The sequence below is a fragment of the Zobellia sp. 1_MG-2023 genome, from assembly GCF_030549125.1.
Lineage (GTDB): Bacteria > Bacteroidota > Bacteroidia > Flavobacteriales > Flavobacteriaceae > Zobellia > Zobellia russellii.
This window is the reverse complement of the sequence record NZ_JAUOSY010000006.1, coordinates 222,010-242,442: the sequence shown is the minus strand read 5'-3', so window position 1 is coordinate 242,442 and position 20,433 is coordinate 222,010. Positions and strand designations below refer to the sequence as shown.

21 protein-coding genes are annotated in these 20,433 nt (G+C 38.6%); 20 read left to right on the top strand and 1 reads right to left on the bottom strand.

Annotation, left to right across the window (positions count from 1 at the left end; translation table 11 throughout):
* Nucleotides 1-135 precede the first annotated feature (135 nt).
* The 20 genes from Q4597_RS14345 (at nt 136) to hisIE (ending at nt 19,690) form a co-directional block, all read left to right on the top strand.
* Nucleotides 136-1,365: an HD domain-containing protein gene (locus Q4597_RS14345; protein WP_303406761.1), complete on the top strand. Its 1,230-nt coding sequence runs from the start codon at nt 136-138 to the stop codon at nt 1,363-1,365.
* Between the two features lie 23 nt (nt 1,366-1,388).
* Nucleotides 1,389-2,438: a UDP-3-O-(3-hydroxymyristoyl)glucosamine N-acyltransferase gene (lpxD, locus tag Q4597_RS14340; protein WP_303406760.1), complete on the top strand. Its 1,050-nt coding sequence runs from the start codon at nt 1,389-1,391 to the stop codon at nt 2,436-2,438.
* Nucleotides 2,419-3,804, top strand: a complete 1,386-nt coding sequence (locus tag Q4597_RS14335; protein ID WP_215442100.1) for a bifunctional UDP-3-O-[3-hydroxymyristoyl] N-acetylglucosamine deacetylase/3-hydroxyacyl-ACP dehydratase — start codon at nt 2,419-2,421, stop codon at nt 3,802-3,804. Before lpxD ends, Q4597_RS14335 begins: the two co-directional genes overlap by 20 nt.
* A 1-nt stretch (nt 3,805) precedes the next feature.
* Nucleotides 3,806-4,591 (top strand): acyl-ACP--UDP-N-acetylglucosamine O-acyltransferase, encoded by a 786-nt coding sequence (gene lpxA, locus Q4597_RS14330; protein WP_215442101.1) that lies wholly within the window; start codon nt 3,806-3,808, stop codon nt 4,589-4,591.
* An 82-nt stretch (nt 4,592-4,673) separates the two neighbouring features.
* Complete coding sequence (gene efp / locus Q4597_RS14325; protein ID WP_215442102.1) at nt 4,674-5,240, top strand: elongation factor P; 567 nt, start codon at nt 4,674-4,676, stop codon at nt 5,238-5,240.
* A gap of 58 nt (nt 5,241-5,298) precedes the next feature.
* Nucleotides 5,299-6,231, top strand: coding sequence for a UDP-3-O-(3-hydroxymyristoyl)glucosamine N-acyltransferase (locus tag Q4597_RS14320; RefSeq protein WP_303406757.1), 933 nt, complete (start codon nt 5,299-5,301; stop codon nt 6,229-6,231).
* Nucleotides 6,232-6,301: 70 nt separating this feature from the next.
* Nucleotides 6,302-7,174, top strand: a complete 873-nt coding sequence (gene sucD / locus Q4597_RS14315) for a succinate--CoA ligase subunit alpha (protein WP_215442104.1) — start codon at nt 6,302-6,304, stop codon at nt 7,172-7,174.
* Nucleotides 7,175-7,290: 116 nt separating this feature from the next.
* Nucleotides 7,291-8,037, top strand: a complete 747-nt coding sequence (fabG, locus tag Q4597_RS14310; RefSeq protein WP_215442105.1) for a 3-oxoacyl-[acyl-carrier-protein] reductase — start codon at nt 7,291-7,293, stop codon at nt 8,035-8,037.
* 70 nt (nt 8,038-8,107) lie between these two features.
* Complete coding sequence (locus Q4597_RS14305) at nt 8,108-10,135, top strand: VWA domain-containing protein (protein WP_303406756.1); 2,028 nt, start codon at nt 8,108-8,110, stop codon at nt 10,133-10,135.
* 10 nt (nt 10,136-10,145) lie between these two features.
* Entirely contained in the window at nt 10,146-10,961 is an 816-nt protein-coding gene (locus Q4597_RS14300) for a prohibitin family protein (protein ID WP_215442107.1), read from the top strand.
* A 249-nt stretch (nt 10,962-11,210) separates the two neighbouring features.
* Nucleotides 11,211-12,068 carry an ATP phosphoribosyltransferase gene (gene hisG, locus Q4597_RS14295; protein ID WP_215912128.1) on the top strand — a complete coding sequence of 286 codons (858 nt, stop codon included), beginning with the start codon at nt 11,211-11,213 and terminating at the stop codon, nt 12,066-12,068.
* 9 nt (nt 12,069-12,077) lie between these two features.
* Nucleotides 12,078-12,515 (top strand): GNAT family N-acetyltransferase, encoded by a 438-nt coding sequence (locus Q4597_RS14290; protein ID WP_303406754.1) that lies wholly within the window; start codon nt 12,078-12,080, stop codon nt 12,513-12,515.
* A 5-nt stretch (nt 12,516-12,520) separates the two neighbouring features.
* A complete protein-coding gene (hisD, locus tag Q4597_RS14285) occupies nt 12,521-13,810 on the top strand; it encodes a histidinol dehydrogenase (RefSeq protein ID WP_303406753.1) in 1,290 nt (429 codons plus the stop codon).
* Nucleotides 13,803-14,852, top strand: coding sequence for a histidinol-phosphate transaminase (hisC, locus tag Q4597_RS14280; protein WP_303406752.1), 1,050 nt, complete (start codon nt 13,803-13,805; stop codon nt 14,850-14,852). Before hisD ends, hisC begins: the two co-directional genes overlap by 8 nt.
* Before the next feature lie 25 nt (nt 14,853-14,877).
* Entirely contained in the window at nt 14,878-16,014 is a 1,137-nt protein-coding gene (gene hisB, locus Q4597_RS14275; RefSeq protein ID WP_303406751.1) for a bifunctional histidinol-phosphatase/imidazoleglycerol-phosphate dehydratase HisB, read from the top strand.
* Nucleotides 16,015-16,097: 83 nt separating this feature from the next.
* Nucleotides 16,098-16,685, top strand: a complete 588-nt coding sequence (gene hisH, locus Q4597_RS14270; RefSeq protein ID WP_303406750.1) for an imidazole glycerol phosphate synthase subunit HisH — start codon at nt 16,098-16,100, stop codon at nt 16,683-16,685.
* A gap of 76 nt (nt 16,686-16,761) precedes the next feature.
* Nucleotides 16,762-17,529 (top strand): 1-(5-phosphoribosyl)-5-[(5-phosphoribosylamino)methylideneamino]imidazole-4-carboxamide isomerase, encoded by a 768-nt coding sequence (gene hisA, locus Q4597_RS14265; RefSeq protein WP_303406748.1) that lies wholly within the window; start codon nt 16,762-16,764, stop codon nt 17,527-17,529.
* Between the two features lie 74 nt (nt 17,530-17,603).
* Nucleotides 17,604-18,359: an imidazole glycerol phosphate synthase subunit HisF gene (gene hisF / locus Q4597_RS14260; RefSeq protein ID WP_303406746.1), complete on the top strand. Its 756-nt coding sequence runs from the start codon at nt 17,604-17,606 to the stop codon at nt 18,357-18,359.
* 28 nt (nt 18,360-18,387) lie between these two features.
* Complete coding sequence (locus Q4597_RS14255) at nt 18,388-19,080, top strand: aspartate/glutamate racemase family protein (RefSeq protein ID WP_303406745.1); 693 nt, start codon at nt 18,388-18,390, stop codon at nt 19,078-19,080.
* Between the two features lie 10 nt (nt 19,081-19,090).
* A complete protein-coding gene (gene hisIE / locus Q4597_RS14250; protein ID WP_215911930.1) occupies nt 19,091-19,690 on the top strand; it encodes a bifunctional phosphoribosyl-AMP cyclohydrolase/phosphoribosyl-ATP diphosphatase HisIE in 600 nt (199 codons plus the stop codon).
* 5 nt (nt 19,691-19,695) lie between these two features.
* Here the strand turns inward: hisIE and Q4597_RS14245 are convergent, their stop codons facing one another.
* Nucleotides 19,696-20,421 (bottom strand): head GIN domain-containing protein, encoded by a 726-nt coding sequence (locus Q4597_RS14245; RefSeq protein WP_303406743.1) that lies wholly within the window; start codon nt 20,419-20,421, stop codon nt 19,696-19,698.
* Nucleotides 20,422-20,433: the final 12 nt, after the last annotated feature.

Genomic DNA, 20,433 nt, shown 5'->3' with positions numbered 1-20,433 from the left:
CTGTTGTTTCAATTTTAAATGGTGTAAACTAGCTTTCAACTAAAGAAATAGGGCTCAAAAAATTAATTTACCCAGTTTATTACTTTGTCTTTTAACTAACTTTACCGCCGTGAACACTGCAAAGCAATCCTCATTTTGATAAACTCTAGAAAATTGAAAATTTTTAATGATCCAATTTACGGATTTATTACTATTCCCAACGGACTAATATTTGACTTGATCGGACATCCCTATTTTCAGCGTCTGAGACGTATTTCTCAAATGGGGTTATCTTATTTGGTATATCCTGGGGCTCATCATACGCGTTTTCATCATGCTCTGGGGTCAATGCATTTAATGCAGAAGGCTTTGCAAGTTCTTAAGTATAAAGGGGTAGAGGTTAGTGCGGCAGAGGAAGAAGGTTTGTGCATCGCTATTCTTTTGCATGATATAGGGCACGGTCCTTTTTCTCATGCTATGGAGCATAGTATTGTAGAAAGTACAGATCATGAACACATTTCTTTGCGGTTTATGGAGGCTCTTAATGAAATCTTTAACGGAAGATTAACGCTTGCCATTTCTATTTTTAAGGGGCAATATGAAAAACGCTTCTTGAATCAGTTAGTCTCAAGTCAATTGGATATGGACCGGTTAGATTATCTTAAAAGGGATAGTTTTTATACAGGGGTTGCCGAGGGTAATATTAATTCCGAACGATTAATTACCATGCTCAATGTGGTTGACGGTAATCTTGTAGTTGAAGAAAAGGGGATTTATTCTGTTGAAAAATTTCTAATGGCCAGAAGGTTTATGTACTGGCAAGTGTATTTGCATAAAACGGGAATCGTAGCCGAGCAGTTATTGATACGTATTCTTAAGCGTGCAAAAGAGATTATGCATGGGGGACAGGTTGTGGTCTGTAGTGATGCCCTTCGTTTTTTTATGGAACACCGAATTGAAAAACAGGATTTTGATGCGGATATTCTCAACACCTTTTCTAAATTGGACGATGTAGATGTGCTGGCCGCAATAAAATCATGGCAAGACCACCCGGATTTTGTCTTGTCCAAGCTTTGTGAGATGCTTATAAACCGTCGGTTTTTGAAAGTTAAACTTAAGAACAGTCCTGTTGACAGTAGTATTTTTAAAAAGCATTCCACACGGATAAAGGAAAAATATAACCTTTCGGACCAAGAAACCGCATATTTCGTGTTTAAAGGAAAAATTGAGAACAAGGCGTATGATCGTCATCATCAGAACATCAATATATTAAAGAAGAACAGGAGGTTGATAGATGTAGCCAAGGCTTCAGATCAGTTGAATCTAAAAGCGCTTTCAAAAACGGTTACAAAATATTATATCTGTTATCCCAAAGATTCTGTTTAACTATTTTTCTTACTTTTGTGCTCATGGTATTTACAGCAGGTCAAATTGCAGGTATTTTAGAAGGTGAACTACAAGGAAATCCAGAGGTTACCGTTCATAAATTGGCCAAAATAGAGGAGGGCGAAGAAGGAGCCCTAACTTTTTTAGCCAACCCAAAATATACTTCCCATATTTATACGACAAAAGCGTCCATTACAATAGTAAATAGGGATTTTGTTCCTGAGCATGAGTTAGTGACTAACCTTATTAAGGTAGACGATGCTTACGAAGCGTTTTCAAAAATATTGGAATTCTACAATCAGGTAAAGAACAACAAGACTGGTATAGAAGAACCCGTGTTCAAATCCGAAACGCTTACGTACGGTAGCGACTTTTACCTTGGAGCTTTTTCTTATATAGGAAATAACGTTACTATAGGGGATAATGTAAAGATTCACCCTAACGTATATATTGGCGATAACGTTTCCATAGGCAATAACGTGAGCATTTTTGCGGGAGCTAAGATTTATTCGGAAACGGTAATCGGGAATAATTGCGTAATCAATAGCGGTGTTGTTATTGGTGCGGACGGGTTCGGTTTTAGTCCGGATAAAAATGGAGAGTATCAAAAAGTACCGCAAACCGGTAATGTTATCCTGGAAGATAATGTTGATGTAGGTGCGGGAACTACTATAGATAGGGCAACACTAGGTTCTACCATATTAAGGAGAGGGGTGAAGCTGGATAATCAGATTCAGATTGCACATAATGTTGAAATAGGGGAGCATACCGTTATAGCCGCTCAAACCGGAATTGCTGGGTCAACCAAGATTGGAAGACGATGTATGATCGGTGGTCAAGTTGGTATTGTAGGTCATATCACCATTGGTGATAATGTAAAAATACAAGCACAATCGGGAATTGGCCGGAATATTAAGAGCAATGAAGTGTTGCAAGGGTCTCCTGCCCTGAACTACGGTGATTATAACAAATCGTACGTTTACTTCAAGAATTTACCGAAGATTTTAAATAGAATTGACGAACTGGAAAAAAACTACAGCGATCAATACAAGAATGAAACAGAGAACCATTAAAAAAGAGGTTATTCTAAAGGGCGTTGGTCTTCATACCGGTGCCGAGGTAACCATGAAATTTGTTCCCGCACCAGAAAATCACGGGTACGCATTTAAAAGAGTAGACCTAGAAGGTGAACCGATTATTGAGGCAGACGCCAATTACGTAATCAATACGCAACGAGGGACCAACTTAGAAAAAAGAGGGGTTAAAATCCAGACTTCGGAACATGTTTTGGCAGCTTTCGTGGGCTTGGAGGTAGATAACGTACTTATTGAGTTAGATGCTCCGGAACCTCCAATTATGGATGGTTCTTCTAAATATTTTGTTCAGGCTATTGAAGAAGCCGGTATTGAAGAGCAAAATGCGGAACGCGAAGAGTATATTGTAAAGGATGTTATCTCTTTTAAGGATGAAGCAACTGGTAGTGAGATTACTGTGATACCATCGGAGGAATATCAAGTAACTACTATGGTAGATTTTGGTACCAAGGTTTTGGGTACTCAAAATGCAACTTTGGAGCGCTTATCAGACTTTAAAAGCGAAATATCCGAAGCACGTACATTCAGTTTTCTTCACGAGTTAGAAATGCTTTTGGAAAACGGACTTATTAAAGGTGGAGACCTTAATAATGCTATTGTATATGTAGATAAGGAGATTTCCGAAGAAACCATGAAAAAACTAGAAAAAGCTTTTGACAAGAAAAAGCTTTCTGTTAAACCTAATGGTATTTTGGACAATCTTACTCTGCACCAACCAAATGAGGCGGCACGTCATAAATTATTGGATGTAATTGGCGATGTTGCTTTGGCGGGTACACGGATCAGAGGTAAAATTATTGCCAATAAGCCTGGACATTATGTAAATACCCAGTTTGCCAAGAAAATTTCAAAAATCATAAAATTAGAGAAACGTAATAAAGTTCCTCAATATGATTTAAATCAACCTCCGTTGATGGATATTCATCAAATTATGGATATGCTTCCGCATAGACCTCCATTTTTGTTAATTGATCGTATCTTGGAATTATCCGACACCCATGTTGTGGGAATGAAAAACGTGACTATGAACGAAAATTTCTTTGTTGGTCATTTCCCAGGAGCGCCGGTAATGCCTGGTGTTTTACAAGTTGAAGCCATGGCCCAAACGGGTGGTATTCTGGTTTTGAGTACGGTTCCGGATCCAGAAAATTATTTGACCTTTTTCATGAAAATGGATAATGTTAAATTTAAGCAGAAAGTACTTCCGGGAGATACGTTAACTTTTCACTGTAGTCTTATTACACCAATTAGAAGAGGTATCTGTCACATGCAAGCCTATGCTTACGCAAATAATAAATTAGTGTGCGAAGCAGAATTAATGGCACAAATAGCTAAAAAGAAATAGAATGAATCAACCTCTTGCCTATATTCACCCGGGCGCAAAAATTGCTAAAAATGTTGTAGTAGAACCATTTACTACAATTCATAACAACGTAACGATAGGTGATGGTACTTGGATCGGTTCTAACGTAACCATAATGGAAGGAGCCCGCATTGGAAAAAATTGCAACATTTTTCCCGGTGCCGTTATTTCCGCTCCACCGCAGGATTTAAAATATAATGGAGAAGATACCATAGTTACCATTGGTAACAACACTACTATTAGGGAGTGTGCAACCATTCATAAAGGTACTTCTGACCGAAACAAGACCGTAATTGGTGAGAATTGTTTGATTATGGCCTATTGTCATATTGCTCATGATTGTATTGTGGGTGACAACTGTATTTTTTCCAATAATTCTACCCTTGCGGGACATGTTACTATTGGGGACAACGTAATTCTTGCCGGTTTGGTTGCCGTACATCAATTTGTATCAGTGGGTCAACATGCGTTTGTAACAGGTGGTTCGTTGGTAAGAAAAGATGTGCCTCCTTTTGTAAAAGCGGCACGTGAACCTCTTTCTTACGTGGGTATCAATTCTGTGGGCTTACGAAGACGTGGTTTTCAATCGGAGAAAATTAGGGAAATACAGAATATCTATCGTATTCTTTACCAAAAGCATTATAACAATTCACAGGCCACTCAAATCATAGAGGCTGAAATGGAAGCTACTCCGGAAAGGGATGAGATTCTTCAGTTTATTAGAGATTCCCAACGTGGTATTATGAAAGGATATTTCAGCAATAATTAATCAAGGTTTTTAAGGTGCGTAGTTCAGTTGTTTATAAAAGAGCTACCATTGATAAAATCACAAAATAAATAGCAAACTAGAAATGGCATCAACATCAGATATTAGAAAAGGACTATGTATTCGCTACAATAACGATATATACAAAATCATTGAGTTTTTACACGTTAAACCGGGTAAAGGTCCTGCTTTTGTTCGTACCAAATTGAAGAGTATTTCCACTGGAAAAGTTTTGGATAATACGTTTTCAGCAGGTCATAAAATTGAGGATGTTCGTGTAGAGACACGTTCTTACCAGTTTTTGTATCCTGAGGGTGAAACCTATCATTTTATGAATACGGATGATTACAACCAAATAACGCTTCAAGAAAGCGCATTAGATGCTCCGGGGTTGTTAAAAGAAGGTGAGGTTGTAAAAATTCTTTTCAATACGGAAGATAGTATGCCTTTATCCGTAGAAATGCCTGCTAGTGTTGTTCTAGAGGTAACGTATACAGAGCCAGGAGTAAAAGGAAATACGGCTACCAATGCTACTAAGCCAGCTAAGGTTGAAACCGGAGCAGAGGTAAATGTTCCTTTGTTTATCAACGAGGGTGATAAAATAAAGATAGAAACGGATAAAGGTACGTATATGGAGCGCGTTAAGGAATAAGCGCTATTCATTACTGATTTATATCGATTTTAAAAATACTAACTGATACTTTGCTCCTTTGAAATTTCCAAATCCTCAGCGCCTAAAGACTATTGCCTCCATAATTGATTGTGAATATGTGGGTGCGGACGATTTTCAGGTTTTGGGCATGAACGAAATTCATGTAGTTGAGAATGGGGACATTGTTTTTGTAGACCACCCTAAATATTACGATAAGGCTTTAACTTCAAAGGCTACTATTGTCTTGATAAACAAGAGAGTAGATTGTCCTGAAGGAAAAGCACTTTTGATTTCTAATGACCCTTTTCGCGACTTCAATAAGCTTTCGGTACATTTTAGACCGTTTGAAAGAGCAACTGCATCGGTTGCGGTTTCGGCAGAAATAGGAGAGGGAACCATTATTCAGCCCAACGTATTTATAGGTAACAATGTAAAAATTGGCAAGAACTGTTTAATTCACGCCAATGTCTGTTTATATGATAATTGCGTAATTGGGGATAATGTTAGTATTCATTCAGGTTCAGTTTTGGGAGGGGATGCCTTTTACTATAAAAACCGTCCAGAAGGGTTTGATAAACTAATTTCCTGTGGAAGAGTAGTTATTGAGGATAATGTTGACATTGGTGCGCTTTGCACTATTGATAAAGGTGTAACCGGTGATACTACTATAAAAAAGGGAACAAAATTAGACAATCAAGTACATGTTGGGCATGATACCGTAATAGGTGAAAAGTGTCTAATTGCTTCACAAACCGGAATTGCGGGTTGCGTAGTCATAGAAGATGAAGTTACGCTTTGGGGCCAAGTTGGTACCAACAGCGGGATTACCATAGGAAAAAAGGCGGTAATTATGGGGCAAACAGGAGTGACTAAATCCGTTGCTGGCGGTAAGAGTTATTTTGGTACACCCATTGAAGAATCGCGAGAAAAGCTAAAACAATTGGCTTATGTTAAAAAAATTCCGTCCATTCTAAAAAAATTAGAAGAATAATATGCAGTCTAAGTTCAGATTTCATTTGTAAACCTATATTTTTGTCACATTAAAATAAACTAGAGAGTATATGAGCGTTTTAGTCAATAAAGATTCCAAGATAATTGTTCAGGGATTTACAGGTAGTGAAGGTACTTTTCACGCAGAACAAATGATAGAGTACGGTACCAATGTTGTTGGTGGTGTAACCCCTGGAAAAGGTGGACAAGAACATTTGGGAAGACCTGTTTTTAACACGGTTGAAGAAGCTGTGGAGAAAGTAGGTGCAGATACTACAATTATTTTTGTACCGCCCGCTTTTGCTGCTGACGCTATCATGGAGGCTGCTAGTGCAGGTATTAAAGTAATCATTACTATTACAGAAGGTATTCCTGTTGCCGATATGGTAAAGGCTTCTAACTATATTAAAAATATGGATTGCCGTTTGGTTGGTCCTAACTGTCCTGGTGTAATTACTCCAGAGGAAGCTAAGGTAGGTATCATGCCGGGCTTTGTTTTCAAAAAAGGAAACGTAGGTATTGTATCTAAATCAGGTACGTTAACTTATGAAGCTGCGGATCAGGTAGTTCGCCAAGGTTTAGGTATTACTACAGCTATTGGTATTGGCGGAGATCCTATTATTGGAACTACAACCAAAGAAGCGGTTGAGCTTTTAATAAATGATCCAGAGACTGAGTGTGTTGTAATGATCGGTGAGATTGGTGGTCAATTAGAAGCGGACGCGGCTAAATGGTACAAGGCAAGTGGTAGTAAAAAACCAGTTGTAGGATTTATTGCCGGTGAAACTGCTCCAGCGGGTAGAACTATGGGTCACGCAGGTGCTATTGTTGGCGGAAGCGATGATACAGCTCAGGCAAAAAAGAAGATTATGAGGGAGCATGGAATTCATGTTGTGGATTCTCCAGCAGAAATTGGTGTGAAAGTAAAAGAAGTTATGGGTTAATTCCCTTACGGATATAAGAATCCCGTTTTCGACTTATCGGAAACGGGATTTTTTTATAGCCCTTTTATAAAACAAAACTTATATTTGAAGTAGAACAAAGCAAATCTATATAGAGGATGAAATTGTTAGAAGGAAAAAATGCCATTATCACGGGTGCCAGTAGAGGAATTGGTACTGGTATTGCCCGAGTTTTTGCTGAAAACGGGGCCAATGTAGCTTTTACGTACAGTTCAAGTGAAGCGCCTGCTTTGGCACTTGAGAAAGAATTGTCCGGTCTAGGGGTAAAAGCCAAGGCGTACAAAAGTAATGCGGCAAGCTTTGAAGCGGCAGAGCAATTGGTAGCCGGAGTTCTTGAAGATTTTGGAGGAATTGACATTTTGATCAACAATGCGGGTATAACCAAAGATAACTTGCTTATGCGTATGTCAGAAGCTGATTTTGATAGTGTTATAGAGATTAACTTAAAGTCCGTTTTCAATATGACCAAGGCGGTTCAACGTACCATGTTGAAGCAACGTAAAGGAAGTATTGTAAATATGAGTAGCGTGGTTGGTGTTAAAGGAAATGCCGGACAGACCAATTATGCGGCTTCAAAAGCAGGTATGATCGGGTTTACTAAGTCCGTTGCTTTGGAGTTAGGTTCCAGAAATATTAGATGTAACGCTATTGCACCTGGATTCATCGAAACCGAAATGACGGATAAGCTGGATGAAAAAGTGGTTCAGGGCTGGCGAGATGGTATTCCATTAAAAAGAGGTGGCTCTCCTGAAGATATTGCAAATGCGTGTCTATTTTTTGCTTCGGACCTTTCGGCCTATGTTACCGGTCAGGTACTGAATGTAGATGGTGGCATGCTTACATAAGATATACTTTTAAGGGGAAGGCGTGAGTCCTTCCCTTTAATTTGTTATAGCTTAAAAAGAAACTTCCTTAATGAATACCCAGACGATTCTTCTTATAATCTTAGCCGTAATAGTCTCGTTGGCGCTGGTGTTATTTCAGTATTACCATAAAAACAAACTTAGGGGCAAGCTAAGCATTGCGCTATCGTTTTTACGCTTTATTACATATTTCTGCGGATTTCTACTGCTTATAAACCCTAAGTTTACAAAAAACGAATACACAACGGAGAAAGCTAACCTTATAGTTTTGGCCGATAATTCTTCTTCGGTAGCCACGGCAAAAGAAGAAGTACATCAAACTATAGAAAATCTTAAACAGAGTGAAGCAGTTCAAAAACGCTTTGTGGTGGATACCTATAATTTTGGCAGCTTTTTAAAGGAAGGGGATAGTCTTTCGTTTCAAGAAAAGAACACGAATATTTCGCAGGCTCTGTCCGCCTTAAAGGACATATATGCCACTACAAATTCAGCTGTTGTTTTACTTACGGATGGTAACCAAACGTTGGGTCAAGATTATGATTTTAATAGTAGTGGCAGGCAATTACCCATATACCCTATAGCGGTTGGTGATACTACCCGTTATGAAGACCTTGCCATATCTCAGGTAAACACGAACAGATATGCTTTTCTCAAGAATAAATACCCGGTTCAAATTTATGTGTCCTATTCAGGAAAACGAGATGTCACGGTTCCGATTCGTATTGCATTAAATGGGAAATCGGTTTTTAGACAAAACGTTTCATTTTCCAGTATCAATTCCAGTGAAGTAATCAACACATTGTTGAATGCAAATTCGGTGGGAACCAAAAACCTTAAGGTAACCATTGGCAACCTGGAAAACGAAAGGAATACGGCCAACAATAGTAGGGAAGTGGTAGTAGAGGTTATTGATGAAAAAACAAAAATAGCCTTGGTCTCTACTATTATGCACCCAGATATTGGAGCGCTTAAAAAATCTATAGAAAGTAACGGTCAACGGTCGGTTTCTATCTTGAGTCCTGCGGACGATTTAAAGAAGTTTGAAGGGGTAGACCTTTTTATCTTATATCAACCAGGTCCAAATTTTAAAGGCGTTTTTGATTATATCGAAAATACAAAGGCAAATACGTTCACCATTACAGGACCTAAAACCGATTGGAATTTTCTAAATAGGGCACAAAAAAGTTTTACAAAGAACAGCTACAATCAAACAGAGGAGGTTTTTGCGGTTACCAACTCCGGTTTTGGACTTTTTAATATAGCAGATTTTTCCGTGGAAGATTTCCCACCTCTTCAAAGTAGTTTGGGAGACATCGTATTACATGGGAAAAACGATATTTTGCTAACACAGCGCATCAAAGGAGTTGATTTGAACCAGCCTTTGTTGGCTGTTTTTGAAGAAGGAAAAAAGAGAGATGCAGTACTTTTTGGAGAACATATCTGGAAATGGCGCATGCAGAACTACCGAAATGAACAAAGTTTTAAGAATTTTGATGATTTAATTGGGAAGCTAACGTTGTATTTGGCCAGTAATAAATCGCGAGAGCGACTAACCTTGGACTATGAAAATACATATACGGGAAGTGGTGACGCCAGAATTTCCGCAACTTATTTTGATAAAACTTTTGTGTTTGATGCCAATGCGGAAATGCTTCTAAAGCTTAAAAATTCTGAGACCAAAATTACTTCCGAGATTCCTATGTTGTTGCGTGGTAATTATTATGAAGCAGATTTAAGTAATTTATCGGCTGGTAAGTATGATTTTACGGTTTCGGTTAAAAAAGAAAATCTATCAAAGTCGGGAAGTTTTACCATACTTGATTTTGATGTCGAAAAACAGTTTTTGTCTACTAACTATGAAAAACTACAACGTTTGGCCCAGAACACTGGCGGAAGCCTGTTTTATCCCAATCAAAACCAAGATTTAATACAAGATTTGTTAGGAGACGATAGGTTTCTTCCAACCCGGAAAAACAAGCAAAATGTTGTATCTTTGATAGATTTCGGACTGCTGTTAGGGCTTATGGTTATTGCCCTTGCTGCAGAATGGTTTTTAAGAAAATATAACGGACTAATATAAATTACAATAAATGGACAAATTACCTAAGATTGCTTTACCAGTAATATTCGCTTTTATTTTTATTATTATTTTAATTTCAAAATCTGCGGTCACCATAGGTTCCGGTGAGGCGGGTGTGCTCTATAAAACTTTTGGTGGTGGTGTAGTAACGGATGAGGCGCCTTTAGGTGAAGGTTTTCATATTGTAGCGCCATGGAACAAGGTTTTTATTTATGAAGTAAGACAGCAAGAGGTTCTTGAAAAAATGAACGTATTGTCTAGTAATGGTTTGGATATTAAACTAGAAGCGTCTGCTTGGTTTGAGCCTATTCGTGGTGATTTGGGTAAGTTGCATCAAGAAAAGGGTGAGGCTTACGTACAGAGAGTTTTGTTGCCTACGATACGTTCGGCCGCGCGTTCTGTAGTAGGGCGCTATACACCTGAGCAATTATATTCCAGTAAGAGAGATGCCATTCAACAGGAAATCTTTGATGAAACTCAAAAAATTGTATCAGGGCAGTATATTCAGTTGAATGAAATATTGGTAAGAGATGTTACTTTACCGCCAACTATTAAAGATGCTATTGAGCGTAAATTAAAGCAAGAGCAAGAGTCCTTGGAATACGAGTTTAGATTGGTCACGGCTCAAAAAGAAGCGGAAAAGGTAACAATTGAAGCGCAAGGTAAGGCGGATGCCAACAGAATTTTAAGTGCTTCGTTAACGGACAAGATTTTACAGGATAAAGGTATAGATGCCACATTAGAATTGTCTAAGTCTCCTAATGCAAAAGTAATTGTTGTTGGGGGCGGAGAATCAGGGCTGCCCTTAATCTTAGGGAATAACTAATCTGTGTTAAGTAAAAGGTAGTTGCATTGTTTTTGTTTATTTTGGAACTATTCTTTTGAGAATTGAAAAATAGATTTTACTTTTACCTCATAATGAAAAACAAAACTACACATCATCATTTCCATATTCACGCTCAGGCGAGGTAGGAATGTATTGTAGTAGTGCAACATATTTAAAAACCCGTTTGAGCAATCAAACGGGTTTTACTTTTAGAGCTCTTTTGATGGCTTGAACATAACAAAGATGAAAATGACAAAAATTAGGATTGCTATTCAGAAATCAGGTCGGTTAAACGAAGATTCCCTTCAAATATTAAAGGATTGCGGGGTGTCTATCGATAATGGAAAAGACCAGTTAAAAGCCTCATCAAGAAATTTTCCTTTAGAGGTATTTTACCTTCGTAATGGAGATATCCCTCAGTACTTAAGAGATGGTGTAGTAGATATTGCTATCATTGGGGAAAATGTGCTGATTGAAAAAGGAGAGGATATTGGTATTGCCGAAAAACTAGGTTTCTCAAAATGTAAAGTGTCTTTGGCGGTACCTAAATCGGTGAAATATAAATCGGTTCAAGATTTTGAAGGAAAGCGTATAGCTACTTCTTACCCTAATACAGTTCAAAAATATTTAGAAGGAAAAGGGGTGAAAGCAGATTTGCATATTATCAATGGTTCTGTGGAAATTGCCCCAAACATTGGTCTTGCAGATGGTATTTGTGATATCGTTTCCAGTGGAAGTACCCTTTTTAAGAATAACCTTAAAGAGGTAGAAATCATGCTTACCAGTGAAGCTGTTTTGGCCGTGTCACCTAATATTGACGAAGAAAGAAAGGAAATTTTAAAGAAGCTTCAGTTTAGGATAAAGTCGGTTCTTCAGGCACGCCAATCTAAATACGTATTACTGAATGCACCTAATGATAAGTTGGATAAAGTATTGGAGTTGTTGCCAGGAATGAGAAGCCCAACAGTTTTACCATTGGCAGAAGAAGGTTGGAGCTCGGTTCATACGGTAATTAATAAAGATAAGTTTTGGGATGTAATAGATGAGTTGAAACAAGCCGGTGCAGAAGGTATTTTGGTTTGTCCAATTGAAAAGATGGTACTTTAATTTTCCGGTATGACGGGCGATTTAAATTTAGAGTTGATTCCGTATGATAAAATGGAATCTGTTCTGCCTTTGATTTTTGAATTGAATCAAGGTAAACTTTCCGAGGAAATACTGAAAAGTCGTTTAAAGGATATATTGGCCATGGGCGGATACCAATGTCTAGGAGTCTATGATAAACAAAAGTTGATTGCCTGCTGTGGTATATGGTTTTTACAAAAGTTCTATAAGGGCAAACACTTGGAGCTGGACAATGTATTTGTAAGTGAAGCATATCGTAGTAGAGGAGTTGGTAGGCTAATGATGGATTGGCTTTCGGAATACGGCAAGAGTATGGATTGTGCCAGCTTGGAGCTGAATTGCTACTTGCATAACGAAAAAGGAGTGAAGTTTTGGAAACGTCATGGTTTTGAGCCTTTAGGATACCATATGATTAAGAATTTAGAGTAAAGAAAATGAACAAAATATACAATCCGGATAGGGCAGAGTGGAGTACTGTTTTAAAACGTCCAACGCAGACCGTAGCGGATATTGAACAGACGGTTGAGGCCGTTTTTAAGGAGGTCCAAAATAGTGGGGATGCTACTCTAAAGAAATATACCCAGAAGTTTGATGGCGTACTTTTAGAGGATTTGGTAGTTTCTGAAGAAGAAATCCAAGAAGCGTCCAAACTGGTATCGGAGGAATTAAAGGAAGCCATTCAACTTGCTAAGAATAATATCGAGGTCTTTCACAAGGCTCAAAAAACTACAAAAGTTTCGGTACAAACCGCTAACGGGGTGCAATGTTGGCAAGAAAAAAGACCTATTCAAAAAGTGGGGCTTTACATTCCCGGTGGTACGGCACCGTTGTTTTCCACAATTTTGATGCTCGCTGTACCCGCTACCATTGCAGGTTGTGAAGAATTAGTGTTGTGTTCTCCACCAAACAAAGAAGGTAAAATCAATCCGGCCATTCTGTACACCGCAAATTTATGTGGGGTAAAGAAAGTATTTAAGGTGGGCGGTATTCAGGCGATTGCCGCTATGACTTTTGGTACGGAAAGCATTCCCGGAGTGTACAAAATTTTTGGACCTGGTAACCAATATGTTACGGTTGCCAAACAGATTGCAACGAAATATGGAATTTCAATAGATATGCCCGCGGGACCCAGTGAGCTTTTGGTTTTAGCGGACGATTCTGCCAATCCAGCATTTGTTGCTTCGGATTTGTTGAGTCAAGCGGAGCATGGTGTAGATAGCCAGGTTATTTTGGTTTCCACTTCAAAAAACATGATTGATGCCGTAGAGAAGGAAGTGGAAAAACAACTGCCGCAACTACCTAGAAAAGATATTGCCGAAAAAGCCATTGCCAATAGCAAGTTGATTTTTGTAGCGGATGACCAAGCGGCAAACGACTTAATCAATGAATACGGTCCTGAGCATTATATTGTGTGCGTAGAAAACGAGGATTTCTTTATTGATAATATCAAGAATGCTGGTTCTGTATTTATCGGTAACTATACACCGGAAAGTGCGGGAGATTACGCTTCTGGAACCAATCATACTTTGCCTACCAACGGTTACGCCAAGCAATATAGTGGTGTTAATTTAGATAGTTTTATGAAGAGTATGACGTTTCAGAAAATAAGTGAATCGGGTATACAGGAAATTGGCAATGCAATTGAAATCATGGCGGAAGCAGAAGGACTTCAAGCCCACAAAAATGCGGTAACGCTAAGACTCAACAGTTTAAAGAATGAATAAGCAATTCAGTATACAAAACCTGATTCGGGAGAACGTAAAAGGCTTGAGTCCGTATAGTTCGGCACGTGACGAGTATGTTTCGGATGGGTCGGATATGGTGTTTCTAGATGCCAATGAAAACCCGTTTGAAAATGGGGTAAACAGATATCCGGATCCGCAACAAAGAGGTTTAAAATCGGTATTAGCGGAGCAGAAGGGTATTGCTGCGGAGAATATCCTTTTAGGAAACGGAAGCGATGAAGTACTGGACTTGATTTTCAGAACTTTCTGCGAGCCCAAAATAGATAACATTATTTCCTTGCCTCCCACTTATGGCATGTACAAAGTGCTGTCCGGAATAAATACGGTAGAGAACAGAGAAGTTTTGTTAACAGATGATTTTCAGCCAGATGTAGAGGCTATTTTGAATGCTGCAGATGAGCACTCCAAACTGTTGTTCCTATGTTCGCCCAACAATCCTACCGGCAATATTTTCAAAGAAGAAATCATGGTGGATTTATTGAATAAGTTCAATGGCCTGGTTGTAATTGATGAAGCGTATATTGATTTTTCAGGAAGCGAAAGTTGGGTGACAAGATTATCTGAATTCCCAAATCTAGTCGTTACGCAAACGCTTTCTAAGGCGTACGGTATGGCCGGAATTCGTTTAGGAATCTGTATTGCTTCTAAAGAGGTTATAGCGGCAGTGAATAAAATTAAACCGCCTTATAATGTAAATGAGCTAACGCAACAGAAGGCGCTCCAAAGGGTCCTGGATACAAGCGCGGTCAAAAGTGAAATATCCAATATTTTAAGTGAAAGGGAGCAATTACTTAAAGCGTTACATGAAGTGTATTACGTGAAGCAAATCTATACTTCCGATGCCAATTTTGTGCTCGCAAAAGTAGATGATGCCACCAAAAGATACAATCAACTGTTGAAGGAAGGTGTGGTTGTACGGAACAGAACAACGCAGCCATTATGCGAAAACACATTGCGGTTTACAGTGGGTACACCAACCGAAAACAAAAAATTAATTGAAGTATTAAAAAAGCTAACCTAAACCAATAGCTCAAGAAACTCATACCATGGCGAAGAAAGTTTTATTTATAGATAGAGACGGTACAATAATAAAAGAAACCGTAGATGAGCAGATAGATGCATTTGAAAAAATGATTTTCTATCCTAAGGCATTTACGTTTTTAGGTAAAATAGCCAAAGAATTAGATTATGAATTGGTCATGATTACCAACCAAGACGGCTTGGGAACGGATGTTTTTCCGGAAGATACGTTTTGGCCGGTACATAATTTTATCTTGAAATCCTTTGAAAACGAAGGAGTGGTTTTTGATAAGGTCTTTTTGGACCGCACGTTTCCACATGAAAATGCCAATACTAGAAAACCGGGTACAGGTTTGTTGACGGAATATTTTTCCGAGGAGTATGATTTAAAAAACTCATTCGTAATCGGTGATCGGTTAACGGATATTGAACTGGCCAAAAACCTAGGTTCAAAAGGTATTTTTATAAACGATGAAACCAATTTGGGTACGGGTGAAATTACCGTAAAGCGTGAAGAACTGGATTCTGTCATTGCTTTGGAAAGTAATGATTGGGAGAAGATATATGAGTTCTTGAAATTAGAGGAGAGAGCATCGGAAACGCATAGAAAGACCAATGAAACTGATATTTACATTAACCTAAACCTAGACGGAACGGGTAAGAGCGATATAAAAACGGGCTTGTCTTTCTTTGATCATATGTTGGACCAATTGGCTCGTCATGGTCAAATGGATTTGGAGATAAAGGTAGATGGCGATTTAGAGGTAGACGAGCACCATACTATAGAAGATACTGCAATTGCCTTGGGAGAAGTTTTCAACACAGCTCTAGGTTCTAAAATGGGCATTGAGCGTTACGGTTTTTGTCTGCCGATGGATGATTGTCTTGCTCAGGTAGCCATAGATTTTGGCGGTCGCAACTGGTTGGTTTGGGATGCTGATTTTAAACGTGAAATGGTGGGTGATATGCCAACGGAAATGTTCTATCATTTCTTTAAATCCTTTACGGACGGAGCTAAGGCAAATTTAAACGTAAAGGCAGAAGGAACCAATGAGCATCATAAAATCGAAGCCATATTTAAAGCATTTGCAAAAGCAATTAAAATGGCCGTAAAACGTGATGTTGAAAAAATGGTGCTGCCAAGTACAAAAGGAGTTCTATAAAAATAGTAGTGAGTACTGATTACAAAGTATTAAGTTTTTAAAATTCGCTTTGTTCTTATTACTTGATATTCAATGCTAAATAAATGAAAATAGTAATTATAAATTACGGTGCAGGTAATATTCAGAGCATCAAATTCGCTATTAAGCGTTTGGGCTACGAAGCTGTTCTCAGTAGTGATGTAGAGGAGATTCAATCTGCTGATAAAGTTATTTTTCCCGGTGTAGGAGAGGCCAGTAGTGCCATGACAAAATTGAGGGAAAGTGGTCTGGATAAGATAGTTCCAAATTTAAAACAACCTGTTTTAGGTATCTGTTTGGGGATGCAGCTTATGTGTCATTCTTCAGAAGAAGGCAATACCACCGGCTTAGGTATTTTTGATGTAGATGTGGTAAAGTTTAATAACGGGGTTAAAGTGCCGCAGATTGGTTGGAACCAGATAACAAATCTAAAGTCAGGGCTTTTTAAAGGAATAGATGACAAAGAGCACATTTATTTGGTCCACAGTTTCTATGCACCATTATGTGAAGAAACCATAGCACAATCTGAATACGGACTAAAATACAGCGCTGCGTTGGCCAAGGATAATTTTTACGGCACCCAATTTCACCCGGAAAAAAGTAGTGGTGTAGGCGAAAGGATTCTGGAGAATTTTCTTAATCGTATTGATTAATGAATTTAGAGATTCTTATAATTAAACTGAAATTTATAGATTTTACTAACTACTTAATACCTTTTATAAAAAAAATATGAGAATAATACCCGCAATAGATATCATAGATGGTAAATGTGTACGCCTTTCAAAAGGAGATTACGACACCAAAAAAATATACAATGAGAATCCGTTAGAGGTAGCCAAGGCCTTTGAGGCACATGGTATTCAATATTTGCATTTGGTAGATTTAGACGGCGCTAAGAGCAAGCATATTGTAAACCATAAAATTTTGGAGCAAATAGCTTGTGGAACTACGCTGAATATAGATTTTGGAGGCGGACTCAAATCCGATGATGATTTGCGTATTGCGTTTGAGAGTGGCGCTAATCAGATAACCGGAGGGAGCATTGCCGTTAAGGATAAGGAAACCTTTTCAGGCTGGATTCAGACCTATGGTGCCGAAAAAATTATTTTGGGTGCCGATGCCAAGGATGAAAAAGTAGCGGTTTCAGGCTGGCAGGAAGAATCTACGGAAGAATTGATTCCGTTTATTTCCGAGTATCAAGAAAAGGGTATAGCCTATGTAATCTGTACGGATATTTCCAAAGACGGTATGCTAGAAGGTCCTTCTTTCGACTTATATAAAAAGATTTTGGAAGAATGTAAGGTTAATATGAGCGAAGTTGGTGGAAATGTTACCCAAGGCCTAAAATTGATTGCGAGTGGCGGAATATCAACTTTTGATGAATTGCCAAAACTTGCCGAAATGGGTTGTGAAGGAACAATCATTGGTAAAGCTATTTATGAGAATAGAATCAGCTTAAAGCAGTTAGAGGATTTTATCCTGCAAATAAGAGGTTAATGTTTAAGGGAGTACACTAATGAACGGAGGGATAGAGGTTTTTGAAATCCTTTTCAAAGTTCAAATTTTAAAATATGTTAGCAAAACGAATAGTTCCTTGTTTGGATATAAAAGATGGTAGAACGGTAAAGGGCGTAAACTTTGTTGATTTACGTGATGCCGGGGACCCAGTTGAACTGGCCGAAATTTATAGTAGGGAAGGAGCCGATGAGCTTGTTTTCTTAGATATATCGGCCACGGAACAAAAACGTAAAACCTTGGCAGATTTGGTATACCGCGTGGCGGAAAAGGTGAATATTCCGTTTACTGTGGGTGGTGGAATTTCTTCGGTTGAGGATGTTGATATTCTATTGCAGAATGGCGCGGATAAAGTATCCATTAATTCATCAGCGGTAAAAAATCCACAATTGATTAACGACTTGGTTGCAAAATTTGGATCGCAGTGTATCGTAGTCGCCATTGATGCCAAACAGATAGATGGCGAATGGATCGTTCATTTGGTAGGTGGTAAAGTACCTACAGAACGCAAACTGTTTGAATGGGCCAAAGAGGTTGAGGAACGTGGTGCTGGTGAAATCCTGTTCACCTCAATGGACCATGACGGTACCAAAGATGGCTTTGCCGACCAAGCTTTGAGTAAACTAAGTACGGAATTGAACATTCCTATAATTGCATCCGGAGGCGCAGGTAATATGCAACATTTTACGGATACCTTTGTGGAGGGTAAAGCTGATGCGGCCCTTGCAGCCAGTGTTTTTCATTTTAAGGAAATCGGTATTAAAGATTTAAAAGAAGAATTAAAGGAAAACGGTATTCCGGTCCGGTTATAAAATTTTTGGCTGATAAAAATTTAAAGTGATGAAAAAAATTGGACTTATAGGGGGTATTACTTGGCAATCTACCCAATTGTATTACGAGTTGTTAAATACCAAGGTAGCGGAGCTTTTAGGCGATAAAAATTCCTGTAGCTGCATTATTGAGTCCGTCAATTTTTCTGAAATATCGGATAAACAAGGTAAAGGCGATTGGGATTCGTTGCACGAAAAGATGTCCGATATAGCCCTGGGATTACAAAATGCGGGAGCAGAAATACTTTTGATCTGTGCCAATACCATGCATCTGAGTGTCCCTAAAATAGAAGAGAAAATAGAAATACCGGTATTACATATTGCCGAAGTTGCAGGAGAGGCCGTTAAATCTAAAGGGTGTAAAAAAGTTCTGCTATTGGGGACCAAGTATACCATGGAGCTGGATTTCTATAAAGACATCTTGAAAAATAAGTTTGGTATAGAGGTTTTGATTCCTTCTGCAGAAGACAGAAATACGGTTCATGGGGTAATTTATAATGAGCTCGCTAAAGGAATCATTAGCGAAGAATCAAAAAATAAATATTTAGATATTATTGGCAAGGCCAAAAAAGAAGGCGCAGAAGGTGTAATTTTGGGCTGTACCGAAATACCGTTGTTGATACAGCAAAAGGACTGTGATATTGCGGTAATAGATACTACTTTGGAACATGCGTACGCCGCGGTAAATTTTGCCCTTGCTTAAAACAAACAGAATGAAAATAGATTTTAATAAAAACGAAGACGGACTAGTACCTGCTATAATTCAAGATGCAGTAACTAAGAATGTGTTGATGTTAGGTTATATGAACCAAGAGGCTTTTGATAAAACGCAAGAGACCAAAAAGGTAACCTTCTATAGCCGTACAAAAAAGCGTTTATGGACCAAGGGTGAGGAGAGCGGAAACTTTCTTGAGCTTCTTGATATCAAGAATGATTGTGATAATGATACGTTGTTGATTTCCGTTAAACCCATAGGGCCAACATGTCACACTGGTTCCGATACGTGTTGGAATGGAGAAAACACCTCAAACTTTGGTTTTTTCTCTCAGCTGGAAGAAGTTATTAAACAGCGTCGTGAAGCTTCGGATTCGAGTAAATCATACGTTGCCTCTTTATTTGAAAAAGGCATTAACAAAATAGCCCAAAAGGTTGGGGAGGAAGCGGTGGAAACTGTAATAGAGGCCATGGATGATAACGATGACCTCTTTTTATATGAAAGTGCCGATTTGCTTTTTCACTACCTAATGTTACTTCAGGCAAAAGGTTTTACCTTAAAAGACATAGAAGCAGAACTGGTAAAGCGACACAAATAGTCGTTTTACTTGTTCCTGTTTTTTAATTGCGAAGCCCCCTTAATGCGTTCGTGGTTAATGACAGCGGTACCTTTATAGTTTAAAGTACTTGCTCCTGTAGCTTCCACGTTTATTGATTCCGTTGCGGTAAGAAAAGCTTCACTGGCACCGGAGAGGTCAATATCAAGTCGTTCAACTTCAAGGTCGTAATCCCGTAAATCACTACTTCCGGAGAGGTCTGCATGTAAAGATTTTACCTGTCCATAAACATCGGCCTCAGAAGCTCCACCCATATCAACATCAAGATAGTCCGCTATAATTTCGCCGGTTATATCCGAAGCTCCTGAGAGTTCTATCTTTGCTCTTGCAATATCCCAAGGGTTTTCAAGAGTTACACTTGCCGCCCCTGAAAGGTCAAATTCCGAAATGTTCTTTGCGGTTACAAATGCTTTCAAAGTAGGGTTGCCGGCAACCGTTGTGTACTTTTTTAACTTAATGATAAGCTCGTCTCCTTCTCGGGTCACTACAATACGTTCGTGTAGATTGTCATTCGCTTCAATTTTAATCTGTTCTTCTTCATCTGAAAAAGTAACGTAGACATCAAAGGCATTAGAAACTTTTAATTGATCATAATCGGAAATGGTCAAATCTTTGGTGGTGATTTCACCTGAAGCTTTTATGTGGTCATAATCACAGGAGGTTAAAATTAGGCATACCATAGCCATGGCGATAAACATCGTTCTTGTTTTCATTTTTGATTGATT